The organism is Pseudoxanthomonas sp. 134C1 (assembly GCF_057773065.1).
The window spans coordinates 1-20,153 of the sequence record NZ_JBYMTH010000005.1 but is presented as its reverse complement, the minus strand read 5'-3'; the positions used below and the strand labels follow the sequence as shown (position 1 = coordinate 20,153).

Below are 20,153 nucleotides of genomic sequence, written 5' to 3'. Positions count from 1 at the left end.
GAGGAAACGGGACGCGCATCCAGCGAACGACATTCCACGGGTGAGAGCAATGGTGAAGCAGGCGCAACGCACGGGCACTCCTTCCACGGCCGATGGCCTCGGCATCAAGCCTCTGGCCCATGCGATCACCGCGTTGCTGGTGGCCGGCGGCATGATCGGAACCGCCAGCGCCCAGCAGGCTTTCAGCGCGGCCTGGTTCGCCACCAAGGGCGCCAACCAGCAGACCGCCGCGCAATCCGGGCGGCTCCCCAACGGCATGCCCAGCAACCTGCCGCGCCCGGAGCAGCAGAACCGCGAGGCGCGGGACAAGCTCAAGACCTCGGTGGACAACCTCGCCACCGCCGCGCAGGCCATCGCCATGCAGCAGCGCCTGCAGCAGGCCGCGCGCGAAGCGGCCCGCCTGCAGGCGCCGACGATTCCCGATGGCCTGGGCGAGGGCGGGTTGAAGGTCGATCAGGACGCGCTCACCCGCGGCTGGCACAACGCCAAGGATCCGACCCAGCAGGTGGCGGACGGCAAGACCACCGTCACCATCGAGCAGACCGCCGACAAGGCCATTCTCAACTGGGAAACCTTCAATGTCGGCCGCAACACCACGGTCGATTTCAAACAGGACGCGGCCTGGTCGGTGCTCAACCGGATCAACGATCCGGGCGCGCGGCCGTCCCAGATCCAGGGCCAGATCAAGGCCGATGGCACGGTGTTCCTGATCAACCGCAACGGCGTGGTGTTCAACGGCACCAGCCAGGTGAACGTCAAGAACCTCGCCGCTTCGGCGGTCAACATCAGTGACGCGCAGTTCCGCAACGGGCTGTACAGCCAGGCGCAGGGCAAGGATTTCATTCCCACCTTCGCCAACGATCTGACGTCCACGGCCAGCAGCTTCCAGCACGGCGCGGCGACCGGCGCCGTCATCGTCGAGCAGGGCGCGCAGATCACCACGCATGTGCCCACTTCCGTGACCGAAGGCGGCGGCTATGTGCTGCTGCTGGGCCAACAGGTCGAGAACCACGGCCAGATCGCCACCGCCAACGGTCAGACCACGCTGGCCGCGGGCGACGCCTTCGTCATCCGCAAGGGCATGGACACCGATGGCAACCAGGCCTCGACCACGCGCGGCAACCTGGTGTCCGTCCTGCGCTCGCAGGGCAGTGAAGGCACGGCGACTGGCCAGGTCACCAATACCGGCCTGATCCAGGCCAGCACCGGCGACATTAGCCTGGTGGGCCACGATATCCGCCAGCAGGGCACCGCCGTCGCGACCACTTCGGTGCACACCCGCGGCACCATCCACCTCACCAATGCGGCCGCCGATACCGATGGACGCATCGTCCTGGATCGGGACAGCGTCACCGCGGTGGTGCTGGACGAAAGCGCGACCACCGCGCTGGACGTCCAGCGCGAAACCCTGGTGCGCGATACCGACAAGCCCGATGGCAACATCACCCACCGCCGGGATCAGTCGCTGATCCAGATCAGCAGTGGCGGCGACGTCGATTTCCAGGGCCAATCATTGACCCTGGCCACGGGCGGCCAGGTGCTGGTGGACGCCGCCGGCAGGTCGACGGTGGCCGATGGCGCCCGCATCGACGTGTCCGGCGCGGTCGGCGTGCGCATCGCGATGGAAGCCAACAACGTCCTGATCAATGTGCAGGGCAATGAACAGCGTGATGCGTCCGGCAATCGCGACGACAAGAGCCTCAACAACAGCAACATCTGGCTGGACCGCCGCGATCTGGTGCTGGTCCCGGCCGGCACCAACGGCTACGAGACCGATCGCTGGTACACCGCCGGCGGCCTGCTCGAAGTCGGTGGTTACCTGGGGGTCACCGGCCATGGCATCGGCGAATGGTCCGCACAGGGTGGCACCGTGCAGTTCAGCGGCGGCGAGGTCGTGACCCGGGCGGGATCCCGGATCAATCTGTCCGGCGGCACCCTGGATGTGCAGACCGGCTACGTCAACCAGACCTTCCTCAAGGGGGCCGACGGCAATCTCTACAACGCGTCGAACGCCCCCGGCGATCTGCTCTACACCGGCCTGTACAAGGGCTTCGAGGATCGTCACGAGCGTTGGGGATCCCAGACCACCTCGTACTACTACAACCCGCTGATCGCGCCGCGCACGCGGCTCGAAAGCGGCTACGTCGTGGGCCGCGACGCGGGCAAGCTGGTGGTCGCCACGCGCGGCGCCGTGCTCGAAGGCGACGTCGAAGGCAGCACCTTCCAGGGGGACCGCCAGCAGCGGGCGCGTGACGTCGCGCTGGAGAGTTACCAGCAGGCGCAGACCGCGGTCGCGCGCGGCTCGACCCTGGTGATTGGCAGCCACCGCCCGGTCTACGACAAGGAAACCGGCGATCTGCGTTACTCGCCGGGAGCGGTCGTCACCACGGTGACCATCGGCGAAGCGGCGCAGGACGCCGAACCGGAAGCGGGTCGGATCTCGCTGGACGCGGGTTGGTTGAACCGCCAGGGATTGGGCGGCCTGGAGGTCCATGCGCGTGGCGGCGTGCGGGTGGACGAGGCGCTGACGGTTTCGCCGGGGGGCACAATCGCCCTGCACGCGAGCCAGGTGGACGTCAATGCGGATCTGACCGCGCGCAGCGGTCAGATCCGGCTCGGCAACATCGTCACCCAGCACACCACCAGTAGCGGAGGGAGCTGGCTGGATCTCGCGATAAGCGAGGTCACGCCCGAGGGCCATGTCCGCCAGGTGAGTCTGGCCGATGGGGTCACGCTCGATGCGCGCGGTATCTGGAACAACCGGCAGCGCGAAGGCAGCGACATCTCCGGCCTGCCGTATGTGGATGGCGGCAGCGTGTCACTGCGCAGCGACGGCCATGTGATGCTGGGCAAGGACAGCCTGATCGATGTGTCCTCGGGTGCCACTCTCGCCGTCGATGATCGCCTGCAGGGCGGACGTGGCGGCAACGTGACCCTGGCCGCCGGCATGCACGGCGGCGCCGGCGTACTCGCGCTGGATGGCGCGGTGCGTGGCTATGGCGTCAAGGGTGGCGGCCGGCTCGAGATCGAGAACGGCACCCTGATCAGCATCGGCGGCGACGCGCCGCAGGCGGTCGAGACGCTGCCGGCAGGGGAGACCAGCAAACTTCCGCTGCGTCTGGCCAACGACTACGTGCTCGAGGCCGGGGAAAGGATTCCGCTCGATTTCAGCGTCACCCTTACCCGCGTGATGGGCGGCCAGGCGATACCCACGCGCACCCGCCCGCTCGTCAATGAAGGCAATCCGGTCACGTTGCAGGCCGACTGGCGCGTGCCGGTGACCGTGATGACGGCTGACGGCGTCTATCGCTATGCGGGCACGGTATTGCCCGCCGGCACGGTACTGCACACGATCACCGAGCTGGATGCCGGTTTCGTCGTGCCACGCGACGTCTTTCCGGAAGGTCTGCCGATCAATTCGTACACCGCGACATACACCGCGGGCAGCATTGCCACGACATCGATCGTGGTGCCGCGCGGGCAACGCATCCCACCCGGCACGGTGTGGCCGGACAGCGTCGACGTGCTGTCGTTCCTGACCCTGGATGGCGCGCTGTTCCAGTCCGGCTTCAAGTCGTACACCGTCCAGGGTCGGGACGGCGTGATCGTGCAGCCGGGCACCGATCTGTCGGTGGTGATGCCGGTGCTCGACTACGATCGTGAACGCGCGCGTCAGGTCTTGACCGGCGCGGATCCTGCCGATGTCCTGAATGCCTGGCTTCCTCCGCTGCAGCAGGATGACGCCGCGAAGGGGCGCACCACGTTGCGTTCGGGTGCGAGCCTGTCGCTGGTTGCTGGTTCGATCTACGCCAACGGCCTTCTTGAAATCGGAAAAGGCAGCCGGATCGCGGTGGACCCGGGTCAGTCGATCCGCATGGTCGGCAATGACCAGATCACCGTCGAGGGCGAGTTGAGGGCGCACGGCGGGCGCATTTCCATTCTGCCGGGCGAGTCGGGGCAGGGGAGCGCAAGGAATCGTCCGAATGGACAGCCGAACGCGCGGTCCATCTGGATTGGCGACCAGGCGCTTCTGGATGTCTCCGGACGCGCCTACACGGGCGTCGATACGCAGGGCCGCCGCTTTGGCCAGGTGCTGGATGGTGGCACCATCGAAATAGGCGCGAGCCACAATCTCGAGTCGCGCGACATCAATGCCGTGGATGCTTTCCTGGTGGTTCGCCCCGGTGCGCGCCTGGAGGCGTCGGGTGCTCAGGCGACGCTCGATTTGCCGGGCCTGGGAAGCACGCTCATCCCGAGCCATGGCGGCGTCATCGCGCTCAGCGCGAGCAACGGCCTGTACGTCGATGGCCGGTTGCGCGCCTCCGCCGGCGGCGCCGGTGCGGCCGGCGGCACGCTCGCGCTCAACCTGGAGACACCGCGCTACGGTGAAGTCGGACGCTGGGACTATCTGGGTGACGATGTCCGCGACGGCGTGCGGGTACCGCGCGAACTGCTGCTGGAACAGATCTACGGCGGCAGCGGCCTGGCCGCGGACGCCGAAGCCGGGGTGGCGCACCAGAGCCTGCAGTACGGCAACGCCCGTTATGGCGTGGACGCCATCCATGCGGGTGGATTCGACACCACTTCGCTGTACGCCAATGGCCTGCTGAGCTTCGCCGGCGACATTGATCTGCGCATGCGGCAGGCGCTCTATCTCACCGCCAGCGGCATCGGCCTGGGCGCCGATGCCGCCCGCGACAGCCGGGTGACGCTCGCGGCGCCCTACCTGAGAGTGTCCGGTAGCGCGCGTCGGCAGGGCGACGGCGAGATGATGCCCAACCCGGTGTTCGGCTCCCGCAATGCCGGCGCCGGCGCCGGTACCCTCGGCACCCCCGGCATCGCCGAAGGCTCCACGCTGCGTCTGGAAGCGGATCTGATTGATCTCGTCGGCGAAGTCGGCATGGGCGTCAATGGCGAGATCATCCACAACAGCGGCACGCCGCTGCAGGTCCGGCGCGACGCATTCGAAGCCCTGCAATTGCACAGCCGCGGCGATCTGCGCCTGCGCGGCGCCAAGCTGTTCTCGCCGGGCGACACGCGGCTGGCGGCACGCCAGATCTACGGCAACGGCAGCGTCGTCGTCGGCCTGCGCACCCGTGTCAACCAGTGGAACAATCTGGAGCAGTACTACGATCCGGACAGTCGTCTCGACATCGCCCGGGTTGGCAACGAACTGCCGCCGATGCCCTACAGCGTGTTCGGCGCGATGAGTTTCGCCGCCGCCACCGTCAACCAGGGCGGTGTGCTGCGGGCGCCGCTGGGCGCCATCACCCTCGGCAGCGCGGACAGCAACGGCAAGACCGGCCTGGTCAATCTGCTTCCGGGCAGCATCACCTCGGTCAGCGCCCGGGATCTGATCATGCCGTACGGCGGCACGGTCGATGGATTGGTCTATCAGTACGACGGCGTCGACGTGGATTTCCGGGGCATCGGCAGCGAGCCCAAGGTCGAATTCCAGAGCCATGCGGTGAATGCGCAGGCCGGTGCGACGGTGGACCTGTCCGGCGGCGGCGAACTTGCCGGCGCGGCATTCCTTTCCGGACGTGGCGGTTCCACCGATGCGCGCCTGCATCCTCTGGTGCAGATGGCGGCTGACGGCGGCGGCTTCACCTTGCCGGGCCTGTCGACCAATCCGGTCTATGCGATCGTCCCGGGGGTACAGGCCGGCCAGGCGCCGACGGATGGAGAGATGGGGGCGGGCGCGCCCGCGCTGGGCCGCCAGATCACCATCGGCGCGGGGGTGCCTGGCCTGCCGCCGGGAACCTACACGCTGCTGCCGTCGACTTATGCGTTGCTGCCGGGCGCGTTCCGCGTCGAGGTCAACGGATTGGCCGGTTCCGCGGCGACGTTCGGCAGCATCACGCCGATGCGCAACGGGTCCTGGAGCACCGCGGCGCAGTTGGGAACCGCCAACACCGGGCTGCGCGACGTGCTGCCGACCCAGGTGATCCTGACCTCCGCCGATACCCTGCGCAGCTATTCGCAGTACAACGAGACGTCCTACGCGCAGTTCGCCATCGACAGCGCCGTGCGCGACGGGGTGCCGCGTGCGCTGCTGGAACGCGACGCCAAGGCGATCAGTCTTCGCCTGATTGAAATGAGCCAGGAAGGATCGCTCGGCGCGCCCTCGTTGCGTTTCGATGCCACCGTGCTGGCGAAGCCTGAAGAAGGCGGGCATGGCAGCCTGACCAACCTCTGGTACGCCCGGAGCTACGAAATTCTCGCCGATGGCGCCGCGCCTACCGAGGGCTTCACCGGCGTTTCGGTCCATGCGAGCGAGCTGAACGCCCTTGGTGGCGCGCGCCTGGTCATCGGCGGACGCCTGGTCAGTACGCAGCGGGACCATACCGGCAGCCAGCAGAGAGCCAACCAGATCGGCATCTTCGGCAACTCGACGACGAACATCGTGCTACGCGAGGGCGCGGTACTGGAAGGCACCGACGTCTTCCTGATCACCAGTCGGGTCGATGGCGCGATCACGCTGGAGCAGGGCGCCGGCATCAACACGCTGGGCAAGGGCGCTTCCACGCAGGGGGCCGGGCAGGGGTACGTGTACAGCCCGGGTGCCAATTCGATGCTCGCCGTCTCCAATGGCGGACTCGACCTGCTGGCGCCCACGGCGGCCAACTCATCGGGCGACGGTGCGGGGGCCATCGAGATCGGCGTCTGCGCGATCGGCAAGGTCTGCCAGGGCGAAACCCGGCTCTATTCCGAAGGCACCATCGCCACCGCGACCGACAACCGCTTCGTGCTGGGCGACGAGGTCCGCTACGGCACCCGCAATCTGGTGCTCGCGGTGGGCGGCATCAATGTCGGCAGCGAGGCCGCGCTGGCCGCCGCGGCACAGCGTGGCGCACTTCCGGCGGGCATGACCCTCAACCAGCAGGTTCTGGATCGGCTGCTGCTTGGCGATACCCGCAACGGCGCGCCGGCGTTGCAGAACCTGGCGCTGACCGTGCGCGAGTCAATCAATTTCTACGAGTCGGTCACCCTGTCCACCTTCAACCCGGAGACCGGCAAGTCCGCGCTGGAACAGCTGGTCCTCGGTACCCCCGCGATATTCGGCTACGGCGACACGGATGATGTGGCGCGCATCCACACCGATACCCTGGTCTGGACCGGCTCGCGGTTGGCGGGCGGCAGCGTGGTCGCGCAAGGTCCCGGCACCGGCAGCGGACAACTGGTGATCGACGCGCGCGTCATCGATTTCGGTCATGCGACCAGGAGCCAGCCGGACACCGCACGCAGCTATGACCGTCTGGCGCTCGGCTTCGCGGGCGTGAACCTCAACGCGAGCGAACGGGTCACCGCCTCGCACAAGGGAACGCTGTCGGTGTACCAGTCGCTGGGCGAATGGGATCCGGCAGGCAAGGCGTTCACGTACCACGGTGGCGATCTGAACATCACCACGCCGCTGCTGACCGGCGCGGCGGGTTCGGTCAACCGGATCACCGCCGGTGGCGACATCCACGTGACCGGCTCCGGCACCGCCGCGGTTCCGGAAACCGCGGCCAGCGACGCGTTGGGCGCGGAGATCGCGCTGGACAGCCGGGGCGGCCGGTTGGCGTTCGATGGCCTGGCCTGGCTGCCCAGTGGCAAGCTCACGCTGAGCGCGCGGGACGATGTATTGCTGGGCGACGCCGCGCGGCTGGATCTGGCCGGTCGCAGGCTCGAGTTCTTCGACGTCAGCAAGTACAGCTGGGGTGGCGAGGTGGTGCTGGAAAGCCGGGCCGGCGACGTGCGCCAGGCCGCGGCGGCGCAGATCGATCTGTCCGCGCGCTTCAACCGCGCCGGCAAGCTCGACGCGATCGCGCAGGCCGGCACGGTGGATCTGGCAGGTCGCATTCTCGGTACCAGCAGCGGCCATTACGACGCCGGTGGCACCGACGTGCCGTTCATGGCCGGGCGCATCGACGTGCATGGTCGCCACATCGCCGATTTCAGCGGACTCAATGCGCGGCTGACCGCCGACGGCGTGACCGGCGGCCGCGGCTTCCGGCTGGGCGAGGGCGACCTGATCATCGGCGACGAGCTGAAGGCGCACGAGATCAATGTCGCGCTCGATCGCGGGCAGCTCGCCGTCAACGGCAGGATCGATGCCAGCGGCGAACAGGCCGGCAGTATCCGCCTGGCCGCGCGTGACGGGATCACCCTGGCCGGCACCGCCGTACTGGATGCCAGCGCCGACGTGCTGCGCCGGGACAGCTATGGACAGGTCATCGAAGCACCCAACCGCGCGGTCATCGAAGTGGATTCCGGCGCAGGCCTGTTGCGGATCGACAGCGGCGCGCGGATGGACCTGCGCGTGGCCGGCGCCGATCGCGGCTACGGCACGGTGGCGCTCAATGCGCCGCGCGTCGGCGGCGACGATGTCGCGATCGATGCCCGTGGCGACATCGCCATCGAAGGCGCCAAATCCATCACCGTCAATGCCTTCATCAGCGACGACAGCGCACGGCCGGGCACCGATGCCGCGACCGACGGCGGCAGCTACCAGATCATCGATCAAGACTACCTGGATCGCCTGCACGGGCAGAACACCACCTTCATCAATGCCGCCCTGGGCAATGCGGACTTGATGGAGCATCGCCTGGCGGGCCTGCGCGACTATCGCGACCAGTTCCACCTGCGCCCCGGCGTGCAGATCGTCAGCAGCACCGATCCGGCCATCAATCCGGACGGCAACCTGCACGTGGACGGCGATCTGGATTTGTCCGGCTATCGCTATGCCAGCGTCAATCCGCATTCGCAGCGGACCGGCGTACGCGGATCCGGCGAAGCCGGCGCGCTGGTGATCCGCGCGCGCGGCGATCTGGAAGTATTCGGCAGCGTCAGCGACGGTTTCGACGGCTCGCGCTTGACCCCTGGCTTCGATGATCAGGGCTGGATCCTGACCCGGGGGCGGCAGCCGCACGGCGCGGACGTCGTGGTGCCGCATGGCGGCATGGTCACCCTGGTCGCCGGAACGGTGTTCCCTTCCGGCAAGGTACTCAACTACGACGTGCGCATCGCCGGCATGGAAGTGGCGGCGGGCACCCGCTTGCCTGCCGACGTTACGCTCGCGCAGCCGATGACGCTGGCACGCGGCACCGTGCTCGGAGCGCCGGTGTTCGACGCGGGTGGAAATCTGTTGTACGCCGCGGGCACGGTGCTGGCGGACGCGGTGGTGCTGCCGGCCGATACGCGCCTGGGTGCGGGACTGCGTCTGCCGGTGGCCGCGTGGGCACAGGAAATGATCTGGCCGGCCGGCGTCGCCTTGCCGGCACCGTCGCGTGGTTCGGGCGTCACCCTGGCGGCCGACCTGATTCTCGCCAAGGGCGCCTTCATTCCCAGCGAGACCGACGTCAAGCTGCCGGGCGACGTGCAACTGGTGGATCTGCGCGACAAGGATGCCGACGGCCATCAGGGTCGCCAGTGGACGCTGGCGCCGATGCTCGCGGCCGGTTCGCAGTCCTGGGACATCACCCTGGTCGGCGGTGCGGATCCGGAGGCGGCGGATCGCTTGGCGGTCGCGCGCGAACGCACCGGCGGCCTGCGCCTGTCCGACAACCACTACGGCATGGGCATGCAGGAATTGCCGGTGCCGGGCACGGGCTCACCGGCGGTGTACCGCTGGGACGACGCACCCAACCCGGAATTCGTCGACCTGGTGTCGTTGTTCGGGTATTCGTTCCCGATCGTCGCGGGCGCGGTGATCACGCCCGCGGAAGTCGAGGAGCTGAAGCTGCTGGGCATCGTCGGCGTCGACCCGGGTGAACTGAACATCTGGGGTTACGGCGACCTGACCGCAATGGTCACCCCGGCCACGCCTCCGGACATGGAATTCGTGACCCTGCCGGTGCGCGAGCAACTGGCCAGCGTGGTGCGTACCGGCACCGGCGACCTGAAACTGGTGTCCGGTGACGACATCCTGACCACCTCGCTGTACGGCGTCTACACCGCCGGCACGCCGTCGGCGCGCATCATCGCGGCCGATGGCGGCGAGCCGTTCAACCTGCCGCGTGGCGCGGTTGTGGACGGGACGATACTGGGGCCAAGCGGCGGCCTCTTCGAACATCTGGTCGATGGCGGTAGCGGGAGTCTGTACCAGGCTTGGTTCCCGGAAGCCGGCGGCAATCTGCTGCTGCGCGCACGCGGCGACATCATGGGTGACAGCCTCGGCAAACCGACCAGCGTGATCCGCCCGGATGCGAATGGCTACCGGACCATGCCGCTGACCGGCAGCGCGTCCATCGGCAACTGGCTATGGCGCCAGGGCAGCGGCAGCGTCGGCGACGCCGGCGGCAACGTGGCTACGGCGTGGTGGATCAACTTCGGCAGCTACGTCGCGCCGAACCGGGACAACGGCATGTCCGGATTCGATGCCATGCCGCGGATGATGGCGTTCACCGGTTTCGGCACCCTGGGTGGCGGCAATCTGCTGCTGGAAACGGGGGGTGACGCCGGCATGCTGCAGGGGCGTGGCGATATGGGCTACGTGATCAGCCGCAGCCAGGGCGTGAACCTGGCGGTGGCCAGCACGGGCCGGGTGACCGCGTCCGGTGAACTGGTGCAGACCGGCGGCGGCGATCTGGACATCCGTATCGGCGGGGGCCTGAATCCGGAACCGTCCCAGCGCAGTTTCCCGGTCGGAAATCTGGTGCCGGAGGCCAATGTCTTCCCGGCCAACAATGTCCATCGCCTGGATCTCAACGGCAGTTTCACCAATCTGCGTGGCGCGCTGCGCATGGAGGCGGGATCGGTCGGCGGTATCGAACTTCGTTTTGGCGGCATGGATCCCAAGGAGTCGCGCGCCAATGACGTGTATACGGCAACGGCGTCGACCTCCGGTGGTGGCCCGTTGCTGGTGCTGGGCGACGCGACCGCGCGCATCGACGCGCGCGGCGATCTGGTCCTGACCGGCGCCGCCGACGGCGGCCGGGTGCCGCAGTTCCACGGCGGCACCCCGTACCGGATCAACAACACGCTGCGCGATGGCGGCGGCTGGACCTGGTTCTCGCTGTGGACACCTTCGACATCGGTCGATCTGTTCGCCGCCGGCGGCAACCTGACCCCGACGCTGGGTGAACTGGATCGGGGCGCCTACAGCGACTTCCAGGCCACCGACGGCAATTTCATCTATCCCTCGATCGTGCGCGCGGTCGCCGCCAGCGGCAGCTTGTTCTATGGCATCAACAACAACGCCAACGGCGTGGTCCTGGCGCCTTCGCCCGTGGACGCGCGCTTCGCGGTGGAAGGCGCCGGCCAACTCGAATTGCTGGCACGCGATTCCATCTACGCGGGTGGCAATGGATTCTCGATGTCGGGCGCGGATCCCACCCGCTTGCCCAGCCCCTTCAATCCCGGCTTCGTAGGCTTTGATGAAAACGTCTGGTACGGGCGTCGCGTCTGGCACAACGTCAGTCCCGATGCGCTGGCGCCGGCGGCGCTGTTCGGCGTCGGCCGCGACGGGCCGCTGGGTACATCGCAGGCCTATCCGCTGTTCTCGTTCACGCCGCCCACCGCGTCGGGCCATGTGTATGCGGGTCGCCAGCCCGCGCGTTACTACGCGGTGGATGGCGATCTGGTGGGGTTGCAACTCGGCGGCATCGTCTATCGTGGTCTGCATACCGGCGAACGCGGCAAGTATCCGTCGTGGTACGACGGGGGCGGCACGGTCGCGATCCGCGCGGGCCGCGACATCGTCAACGCGGGCACCCAGCTGGGTCAGTTCGATACGCTTGGCCAGACCTATGGGCAGGAGAGTGGAGCGCTCGGCTGGTTCGGTGTCCCGACGACCCTCGACCTCTCCGCTCCCCACAAGCCCGACCACGTCGGCACCGGCACGTCGCGCGGCAATCTGATCGTGCACACCCGCGCCGACGACGTATCGGTGGTCGAAGCGGGGCGTGACATCCGCTACAGCACCTTCTACATCGCCGGTCCCGGCCAGTTGGAACTCACCGCCGGCCGCGACGTGTACATGGCCGACAAGGCCGAGTTGCGCAGCATCGGTCCGGTCTACAACGTCACTCCCGGCGATCGGGGCAGCGGCGCGGGCATCACCGTCATGGCCGGGGTGGGCGAGCATGGCGCGGATTGGGCGGCTTTCGCCGCGCGCTACCTTGACCCGGCGAACCAGGCCGATCCGGAACGCACGCTGGCCGAACAGCCCGGCAAGGCGGTGCGCATCTACGACGGCAGCCTGACCCTGGCGCAATGGCTGGCACGCGAGTTCGGCTACAGCGGAGACGATGCCGGCGCGACGACATTCATGCTCGAGAAGCAGGCGGAACTGGATCGGATTCGCAACACCGCGCTGGCGGCGGGCAAGAGCGCCAGCAACCGCAACCTGACAAGCGAGTTCCAGCGCGAGAGCGATCTGCATCTGGTGAACTGGCTCACCGCGCGTTTCGGCGGCGCCAACGGCCTGGGCCTGCATTTCGATGCGGCGCAGATGGATGCACGCGCATTCTTCGCGGCATTGCCGCCGGAACAGCAGCGTGTGTTCCTGCGCAATGCCTACTACAACGAACTCAAGGCCGCCGGCCGCGAATACAACCAGGCGGATGGCCCGCGCGAGGGCAGCTATCTGCGCGGACGCGAAGCGATCGCCACGCTGCTGCCGGCGAAGGACGCTGCCGGCAACGCCATCCGCTACGAAGGCGGCCTGACCATGTTCAGCAGCGCCCTGTACTACGAGAACTTCGGCGAGACCCCCTCCGCGCGGCCCCGGCAGGGACAGAGCTACATCCGCGAGGACGAATGGTTCGCCCGCGGCAGGCCCGGCGGCGTGCCGTTCTACAAGGTCCTCGACGCCGGCATCCACACCGACTTCGGCGGCGACATCAACCTGCTGGTGCCGGGTGGCCGCACGCTGGTCGGCGTGGACGGGGGATTCACTCCGGCGGAAGGCTCCGGCGTGCTGACCCAGGGCGATGGCGACATCAACATCTATTCGCTGGGCAGCATCCTGCTGGGGCAGAGCCGCATCTTCACCACGTTCGGCGGCAACATCCTGGCGTGGTCGGCGGAAGGCGACATCAACGCCGGTCGCGGCAGCAAGACCACCATCGTCTATACCCCGCAGCGGCGCGCCTACGACGACATCGGCAATGTGTCGCTGTCGCCGACCACGCCGAACACCGGCGCGGGCATCGCCACGCTCAATCCCATCGCGGAAGTGCCGCCGGGCGACGTGGATCTGATCGCGCCGCTGGGCACGATCGACGCGGGCGAAGCGGGTATCCGGGTGTCCGGCAACGTCAACCTGGCCGCCCTGCGGGTGGTCAACGCGGAAAACATCCAGGTGCAGGGCGAAGCCAAGGGCATTCCGGTGATCGCGACGGTGAATGTCAACGCGCTGTCCAACGCCAGCGCGGCCGCCACCAACGCGGTGCAGGCGGCGCAGGACGTGGTCAGACGGCAGACCGCGAAAAACCGTCCTTCCGTGATCAGCGTGCAGGTGATCGGTTTCGGCGCGGACGCCGGCAGCGCGGCGCCGCGTCGCAACGAAGACGATGGTTACGACGCCAACAGCGTGGTGCAGGTGAGCATGGGGGAACCGGCGACCGAATCGCGCAGGCGTCCCGCATCGTCAAATCCACGTCAAGGACGCCACTGAGAATGAAACGACGACGCGTCGCGATCGGACGCCTTCCGTGCGACGCGCCGTCCCCGGCAATTCCGCCGCCACGAACTCCGTGACGTTCCCGCGAACGCGGCGGCGTCACCCGGCGAGAGCCATCCACCCACCGCTTTCGTCCTTCTTCACGCATTGAGAACCGAACCGATGTCGTCAACCAAGAACGCGCCGATGCTGGCGCCCCTGGGCATGTGCCTGCTCATGCTCGGCAGTCCCCCCCTCGCGCAGGCGCAGGCGCAGGCCGGCGAGCCGGGAGCGGGGGCGAGCGCGCCGGTGGCGCGGGTGAACATCCAGGAGTACCGGGTGCGGGGCAACACGGTGCTGGAGGCGCGGGCCATCGAGCAGGCGGTGAGCCCGTACCTGGGCCCGGGGCGGACCCTGGCCGACGTGGAAGCCGCGCGCGCGGCGCTGCAGGCGGCCTACCAGCAGCGCGGCTACCAGTCCGTGTACGTGGACCTGCCCGGGCAGCAGGTCAGCGGCGGGGTGGTGCTGCTGCAGGTGACCCAGACCCGGGTGGGGACGGTGCAGGTGGTGGGGGCGCGTTACCACGACCCGGCGCGGCTGCGCGCGGCGGTGCCGGCGCTGGCGGCCGGCCAGGTGCCGGACTTCACCCGCGCCCAGGCCGAACTGGCCGCGCTCAACCGCACCGCGCGCCGGCAGGTGGTGCCGCTGGTCAAGCCCGGGGCGGGCGAGGGGACGATGGACGTGGACCTGAAGGTGGAGGACGCCTCGCCGTGGCGGGTCAGCGCCACGGTCAACAACGACCACAGCGTGGACACCACCCCGACCCGCAGCATTCTGACGGTGGGCCACGAGAACCTGTGGCAGCGCGAGCACAGCGCCTCGCTGACCTGGTTCGCCGCCCCGCAGGACCGGGACGAGGCCAGCGTGTGGTCCGGGTCCTACCGGCTGCCGCTGGGCGGCCCGGACGGGGCGCTGGAGGTGTCCGGCTACCGTTCCGACAGCAACGTGGTGTCCAGCGGGCAGACCCAGGTCACCGGCAAGGGCCACGCGCTGGGGGTCAAGTTCAGCCGCACCCTGCCGGTGAGCGGGCCCTGGTGGCACCAGGTCGCGGTGGGGGTGGACTTCAAGGACATGGACGAGGCGGTGGCCCTGACCGGGATGGCGGCCGACTTCGCGCCGCTGAAGTACGCGCCGGTGAGCCTGGCCTACAGCGGGTTCCGGCAGGGCGAGCGGCACCAGTTCGCGCTGGGGCTGCAGGCGGTGTTCGGGGCGCGCAGCCTGCTGGGCTACGGCAGCGGCGCGGACGCGTTCGACTGGAAGCGGGCCTATGCCGATGCCAGCTTTTTCGTGCTCAAGGCCGATGTCAGCGACACCCTCACCCTGGCCAGCGGGGCGCAGTGGTTCGCCAAGGTCTCGGCGCAGCTGACCGACCAGCCGCTGGTGTCCGGCGAGCAGTTCGCCGCCGGCGGCATGTACACCACCCGCGGCTACCGCTCGGCCGAGGCCATCGGCGACTACGGGGCGATGTTCACCCTGGAGTGGCGCAGCGCGCCGGTGGCGCGCTGGGGCCTGCGCGACTGGCGCTTCCACGGCTACCTGGACGGGGCCTGGCTGGGGCTGCGCAAGCCGCTGCCCGAGCAGGCCGCCGAGGCCTCGCTGGCCGCGCTGGGGTTCGGGACCAGTTTCCAGGTGACCGAGCATTTCAACGTGCGCCTGGACTACGGCCACAGCCTGCTGGACGGCCCCACCACCACCCGCGGCGCCGACCGCCTGCACATCAGCGTGGGCGCCAGCTACTGAGCGCCTTCCCCCGTCTTTCTTTTCTGGAGATTCACATGCAACGCGTGCTCATTCTGTTGTTGACGTGCCTGGGCCTGTTCCTGCCCGGGCTGGCCTGGGCCCAGGCCCCGGCCCCGTGGTGGCAGGCCGACTGGAAGTACCGCAAGCCCATCACCGTGGACGCCGGTCCGCAGGGCGCCGGGCTGGGCGCCAGCGTCGGGCGCATGCCGGTGCTGGTGCGCCTGCACACCGGCAATTTCGCTTTCGACGGGGTGGGCCAGGGCGGCAAGGACCTGCGCTTCCTGGCCGCCGACGGCCGCACGGTGCTCAACCACCAGGTCGAGCTGTACGACGCGGACCTGGGCATGGCCCTCATCTGGGTGGACGTGCCGGCGGTGACGGCCAGCGCGCAGACCCTGTGGATGTATTACGGCAACCCGAAGGCCCCGGCCGCCGGCAACGGGCAACTGGTGTTCGACCCGGACTACACCGCGGTGTACCACTTCGCCGGTCCGGACACCCAGGCCCGCGACGTCACCGCCTACGCCAACCACGCCACCGGCGCGTTCACCCCGCTGGCCGCGGCGGTCATCGGCCGCGGCGCGCAGCGCGGGGAGGCGTTGCAGTTGCCGGCCTCGGCCTCGCTGGCGGTGCCGGCCGGCGGCTCCCTGACGTTCTCGGCCTGGGTCAAGCCCGAGCAGCTGGGCCCGACCCAGGCGGTGTACGCGCGCCGCGACGGCGAGCACGTGCTGCTGCTGGGCGTGGACAACGGCGTGCCGTTCGTGCAGGTGGACCAGGCGCGCAGCGCGCCGGTGCCGGCGCTGACGGCCGGGCAGTGGAGCCACCTGGCCTTCACCGCCGATGCCGGCGGGGTGGTGCTGTATGTGGGCGGGCGCGAAGCGGCGCGGCTGGCCAGTCCGCTGCCGGCGCTGGCCGGCCCGGCGCGGCTGGGCGCCGACCCGCTGGCCGCCGAAGCCAGCGCCCCGGTGCCGGCCGCCCAGCCCTTCGCCGGGGCCCTGGACGAGGTGCGCCTGTCCAAGGTCGCGCGCCCGGCCGGCCTGCTGCGGGCCGAGGCGCTCTCGCAGGGGGCGGCCTCGCGCCTGACCGCCTTCGGGGAAGACGAACAGAACGCCGGGGTGAGCCATTTCGGGTTCATCCTGAAGGCCATGCCGGTCGATGCCTGGGTGGTGGTGGCCATCCTGACCGCCATGCTGCTGCTGTCCTGGGCCCTCATGCTGACCAAGGGCCGCTATTTCGGGGCCGTGACCCGGGCCAACGCGGCCTTCTCGGCCCAGTACCAGCAGGTCGCCGGCCAGCCGGCCGCCGCCCTGCAGGAACGCGCCGGCACCGGCGCCCTGGGCCAGGACGTGTGCCAGGCCTCCTCCCTGTGGCGGCTGTACGCCATCGCCATGGCCGAACTCAAGGGCCGCCAGGCCCACGCCCACGGCCTGAGCGCGGCCGCGCTGGCGGCCATCCGCGCGGCCATGGACGCCGAACTCATCCGCGAGACCGAACGCATGGGCCGGCGCATGAACTGGCTCTCCACCACCATTGAAGGGGCGCCCTACGTGGGCCTGTTCGGCACCGTCATCGGCATCATGCTGGTGTTCGCCGTGGCGGCCATGGCCGGGGCGGTGGACATCAACTCGGTGGCCCCGGGCATGGCCGCGGCGCTGCTGTGCACGGCCGCCGGCCTGGGCGTGGCCATCCCGGCGCTGTTTGGCTACAACTGGCTGGCCGCCCGCGCCGAGGCCATCGCCGCGGACATGGCGGTGTTCGTGGACGAGTTCAGCGCCCGCCTGGCCGAAGAGTTCGACGCCGCCGGCGCCGCGCCGCCGGTGCTGCACTCGGTGCGGGCCTGAGGAGCGCGCCATGGCCGCCAAGAGATTCGGCGTCAAGAAGCGCGAGAAGGGCATCAACGTCACCCCGTTCGTGGACGTGCTGCTGGTGGTGCTGGTCATTTTCATTCTGACCAGCAACGCCACCATCCCCGGCATTGAAGTGAACCTGCCCAAGGCCAGCGCCTCGGTGGCGCTGGAGAAGCCGCAGACCAAGGCCATCACGGTGGACAACGCCGGGCAGGTTTTCCTGGACGCCTACCCGGTGAGCCTGGCCGAACTGGAAGAGCGCCTGCGCACCGAGCAGGCGGTCAACCCGGACCTGCCGGTCATCGTGCGCGGAGACGCGCAGGTGCAGTACGCGCGGGTGGTGGAGGTGCTGGACCTGCTGCGCAAGCTGGAACTGACCCAGGTCGGCCTGGTCACCGGCAAGGTGCCGGGGTGAGCGCATGAGCCTGCCCCCGTCCCCCCCGCCGGCCCGCGCGCGGCGCTGGCCGGTGGCCGCCGGCGTGCTGGGCCTGCTGGCGCTGCTGGCCCTGACGGTCGGGTGGCTGCTGTTCCAGGGCCCGGCCAGCAGCAAGCGGCCGGTCGCCCCGGTGCCGCTGCTGGCCCTGCCGCCACCCCCGCCGCCGCCGCCGGAACCGGAACCCACGCCCGAACCGGACGTGGAACCCGAAGAGGTCATGCCCGAGCCCGAACCGCTGGAGGACGTGCCCAAGCCCACCGAGGAAGCCCCCACCCCGGACACCGCCGACCCGGTGACCATGAACGCCGACGCCCAGGCCGGCAGCGACAACTTCGGCATCCAGTCCGGCAGCGGCGGCGGCATGAGCGGCGCGGGCGCGGGCGGCGCGGGCAACGCCGCCTATGGCCGCTACCTGGGCTACGTGCTGCAGCAGGCCGTGGCCCGCGAGGAGCGCCTGCGCCCGCTGGCCTTCCAGCTGACCCTCAACATCTGGCTCGACCCCGGCGGCGAACTGAGCCGGGTCGAACTGGTGCGCGGCAGCGGCAACCCCGAGGCCGACCAGGCGGTGCTGGCGGCCATCCGCGCCGTGGGCCGCCTGGACGAACGCCCGCCGGCCTCGCTGGCCTTCCCGGCCCGGGTGCTGGTGCAGGGCCGCCGGCCGGCCGGCTGAGCCGGCCCGTCCGCCTTTCTTCCTCTTTTCCTGATGACTTTCTGCGAGCCCCCCATGACCCGTTCCCCCCTCCGTAGCGCCCGCCCGCTGGCCGCCCTGGCCGCCGGCCTGGGCCTGGCCCTGGCCCTGTCCACCGCCGCCCGGGCCCAGGACGCCCCGGCCCCCGACAGCACCCTGGTCAAGCTCATCCGCGGCCTCATCGACAGCGGCGCCCTCACCCCGGAGGTGGGCCAGGCACTGCTGGACGAGGCCCGCCGCGAAGCCGCCGCCCGCCCGGCCACCGCCGCCGGCCCGGCGCTGGAACCGGGCGACGTGCGCGTGCCCTACCTGTCCGAGTCCGTGCGCCAGGGCCTGCGCGAGGAGGTCAAGGCCGACGTGCTGGCCCAGGCCCAGGCCGAACGCTGGGCCGCCCCGGACGCGGTGCCCGAGTGGACCCAGCGGGTGCAGGTGACCGGGGACGTGCGCGTGCGCAACGAGTCGCGCCTGTTCTCCGAACGCAACAGCCCCATCGAGACCGACTGGGCCCGCATCAACGCCGGGGCCGGCTACGACATCAACCCCAACACCCACCTGGACCTGCCGCCGCTGCGCAACACCCGCCAGGACCGCAACAACTCCTGGCGCATCCGCGCCCGCCTGGGCGTGCTGGCGCAACTGGGCCAACACACCCGCGCCGGCGTGCGCCTGGCCACCGGCAACGACACCAGCCCGGTCTCCACCACCCAGACCCTGGGCGGCGGACTGGCCAAGAAGGACGCCTGGCTGGACCAGGCCTGGCTGGCCTGGACACCGCTGCCGGGCCTGGAACTGACCGGCGGACGCTTCGCCAACCCGTACCGCTCCACCGACATCCTGTTCTCCAATGACCTGAACTTCGACGGCGTGGCGGTCAAGTACGAACGGGCCGCGGGCGAAGGGCTGGACCTGTTCGCCACCCTGGGCCTGAGCCCGCTGGAGTACTCGGCCGACAACTTCCCGGCCACCAGTCAGGACAAGCAGGCCAGCCGCGACAAGTGGCTCAACGGCCTGCAGGTGGGGGCCAACTGGCGCTTCGGGGACGACCAGCGCCTGCGCGCGGCCCTGGCCTACTACCAGTTCCGCAACATCTCCGGCGAGTACTCGGCCCCCTGCGCGCTGTATGCCGGCGCCCAGGTCTGCAGCACCGACGGCACCCGCCCGGCCTTCATGCAGAAGGGCAACACCCTCATGCTCCTGCGCAACCTGGCCCTGGACCCGCTGGACCCGGCCAACACCCCGCTGCCGCAGTACGTGGGCCTGGCCGCCAGCTTCAAGCTGGTGGACGTGAACCTGAGCTGGGAAACCCCGGCCCTGGCCGACACCCGCCTGCGCCTGGAAGGCCACTGGCTGAAGAACACCGCCTACGACCCGCAGGCCCTGTGGACCCGCGCCCACGGCGGCATCGTCACCAACCTGGCCACCCCGGCCGGCGCGGCCCCCACCGCCGCGGACATCCGCAGCGGCGACACCGCCTGGCTGTTCCAGGCCACCTTCGGGGACCTGGCCTTGCGCCAGGCCGGGGACTGGAACCTGTGGCTGGGCTACAAGCACATCGACCCGGACGCGCTGCCCGACGGGTTCAACGACTCCAACTTCCACCTGGGCGGCACCAATGCGCGCGGCTACACCCTGGGCGCCTCGTATGCCTTCGACCGCAACGTCTGGCTCACCGGCCGCTGGATGGCGGCCAAGGAGGTGTTCGGCCCGCCGCTGTCCATCGACGTGTTCCAGCTGGAGGTCAACGCCGGGTTTTGAGGCCGTACGCCGCGGCCCCCCTGCGGTGGCCGCGTATCC

At 69.6% G+C, this 20,153-nt stretch carries 6 protein-coding genes; all 6 read left to right on the top strand.

Going from position 1 to position 20,153, the window contains the following annotated elements; genetic code table 11:
• The first annotated feature begins 52 nt into the window (after positions 1 to 52).
• The 6 genes from AC3DEZ_RS11360 to AC3DEZ_RS11335 all read left to right on the top strand — a co-directional run bounded on the left by AC3DEZ_RS11360 (position 53) and on the right by AC3DEZ_RS11335 (position 20,114).
• Positions 53 to 13,603 carry a filamentous hemagglutinin family protein gene (locus AC3DEZ_RS11360; protein WP_488388309.1) on the top strand — a complete coding sequence of 4,517 codons (13,551 nt, stop codon included), beginning with the start codon at positions 53 to 55 and terminating at the stop codon, positions 13,601 to 13,603.
• 168 nt (positions 13,604 to 13,771) lie between these two features.
• Positions 13,772 to 15,388 carry a ShlB/FhaC/HecB family hemolysin secretion/activation protein gene (locus AC3DEZ_RS11355; protein WP_488388308.1) on the top strand — a complete coding sequence of 539 codons (1,617 nt, stop codon included), beginning with the start codon at positions 13,772 to 13,774 and terminating at the stop codon, positions 15,386 to 15,388.
• Positions 15,389 to 15,423: 35 nt separating this feature from the next.
• On the top strand, positions 15,424 to 17,229 hold the full coding sequence (locus AC3DEZ_RS11350; RefSeq protein WP_488388307.1) for a DUF2341 domain-containing protein: 1,806 nt from the start codon (positions 15,424 to 15,426) through the stop codon (positions 17,227 to 17,229).
• Between the two features lie 10 nt (positions 17,230 to 17,239).
• Positions 17,240 to 17,650, top strand: coding sequence for an ExbD/TolR family protein (locus AC3DEZ_RS11345; protein WP_488388306.1), 411 nt, complete (start codon positions 17,240 to 17,242; stop codon positions 17,648 to 17,650).
• A 4-nt stretch (positions 17,651 to 17,654) separates the two neighbouring features.
• A complete protein-coding gene (tolA, locus tag AC3DEZ_RS11340) occupies positions 17,655 to 18,341 on the top strand; it encodes a cell envelope integrity protein TolA (protein WP_488388305.1) in 687 nt (228 codons plus the stop codon).
• Positions 18,342 to 18,395: 54 nt separating this feature from the next.
• Entirely contained in the window at positions 18,396 to 20,114 is a 1,719-nt protein-coding gene (locus tag AC3DEZ_RS11335) for a putative porin (RefSeq protein ID WP_488388304.1), read from the top strand.
• The last annotated feature ends 39 nt before the right edge of the window (positions 20,115 to 20,153 follow it).

What these genes read in the sequence shown, in the direction of transcription:
- AC3DEZ_RS11345 (WP_488388306.1), top strand. Translation starts at nt 17,240, where the DNA reads ATGGCCGCCAAGAGATTCGGCGTCAAGAAGCGCGAGAAGGGCATCAAC.
- AC3DEZ_RS11335 (WP_488388304.1), top strand. Translation starts at nt 18,396, where the DNA reads ATGACCCGTTCCCCCCTCCGTAGCGCCCGCCCGCTGGCCGCCCTGGCC.
- AC3DEZ_RS11350 (WP_488388307.1), top strand. Translation starts at nt 15,424, where the DNA reads ATGCAACGCGTGCTCATTCTGTTGTTGACGTGCCTGGGCCTGTTCCTG.
- tolA (WP_488388305.1), top strand. Translation starts at nt 17,655, where the DNA reads ATGAGCCTGCCCCCGTCCCCCCCGCCGGCCCGCGCGCGGCGCTGGCCG.
- AC3DEZ_RS11355 (WP_488388308.1), top strand. Translation starts at nt 13,772, where the DNA reads ATGTCGTCAACCAAGAACGCGCCGATGCTGGCGCCCCTGGGCATGTGC.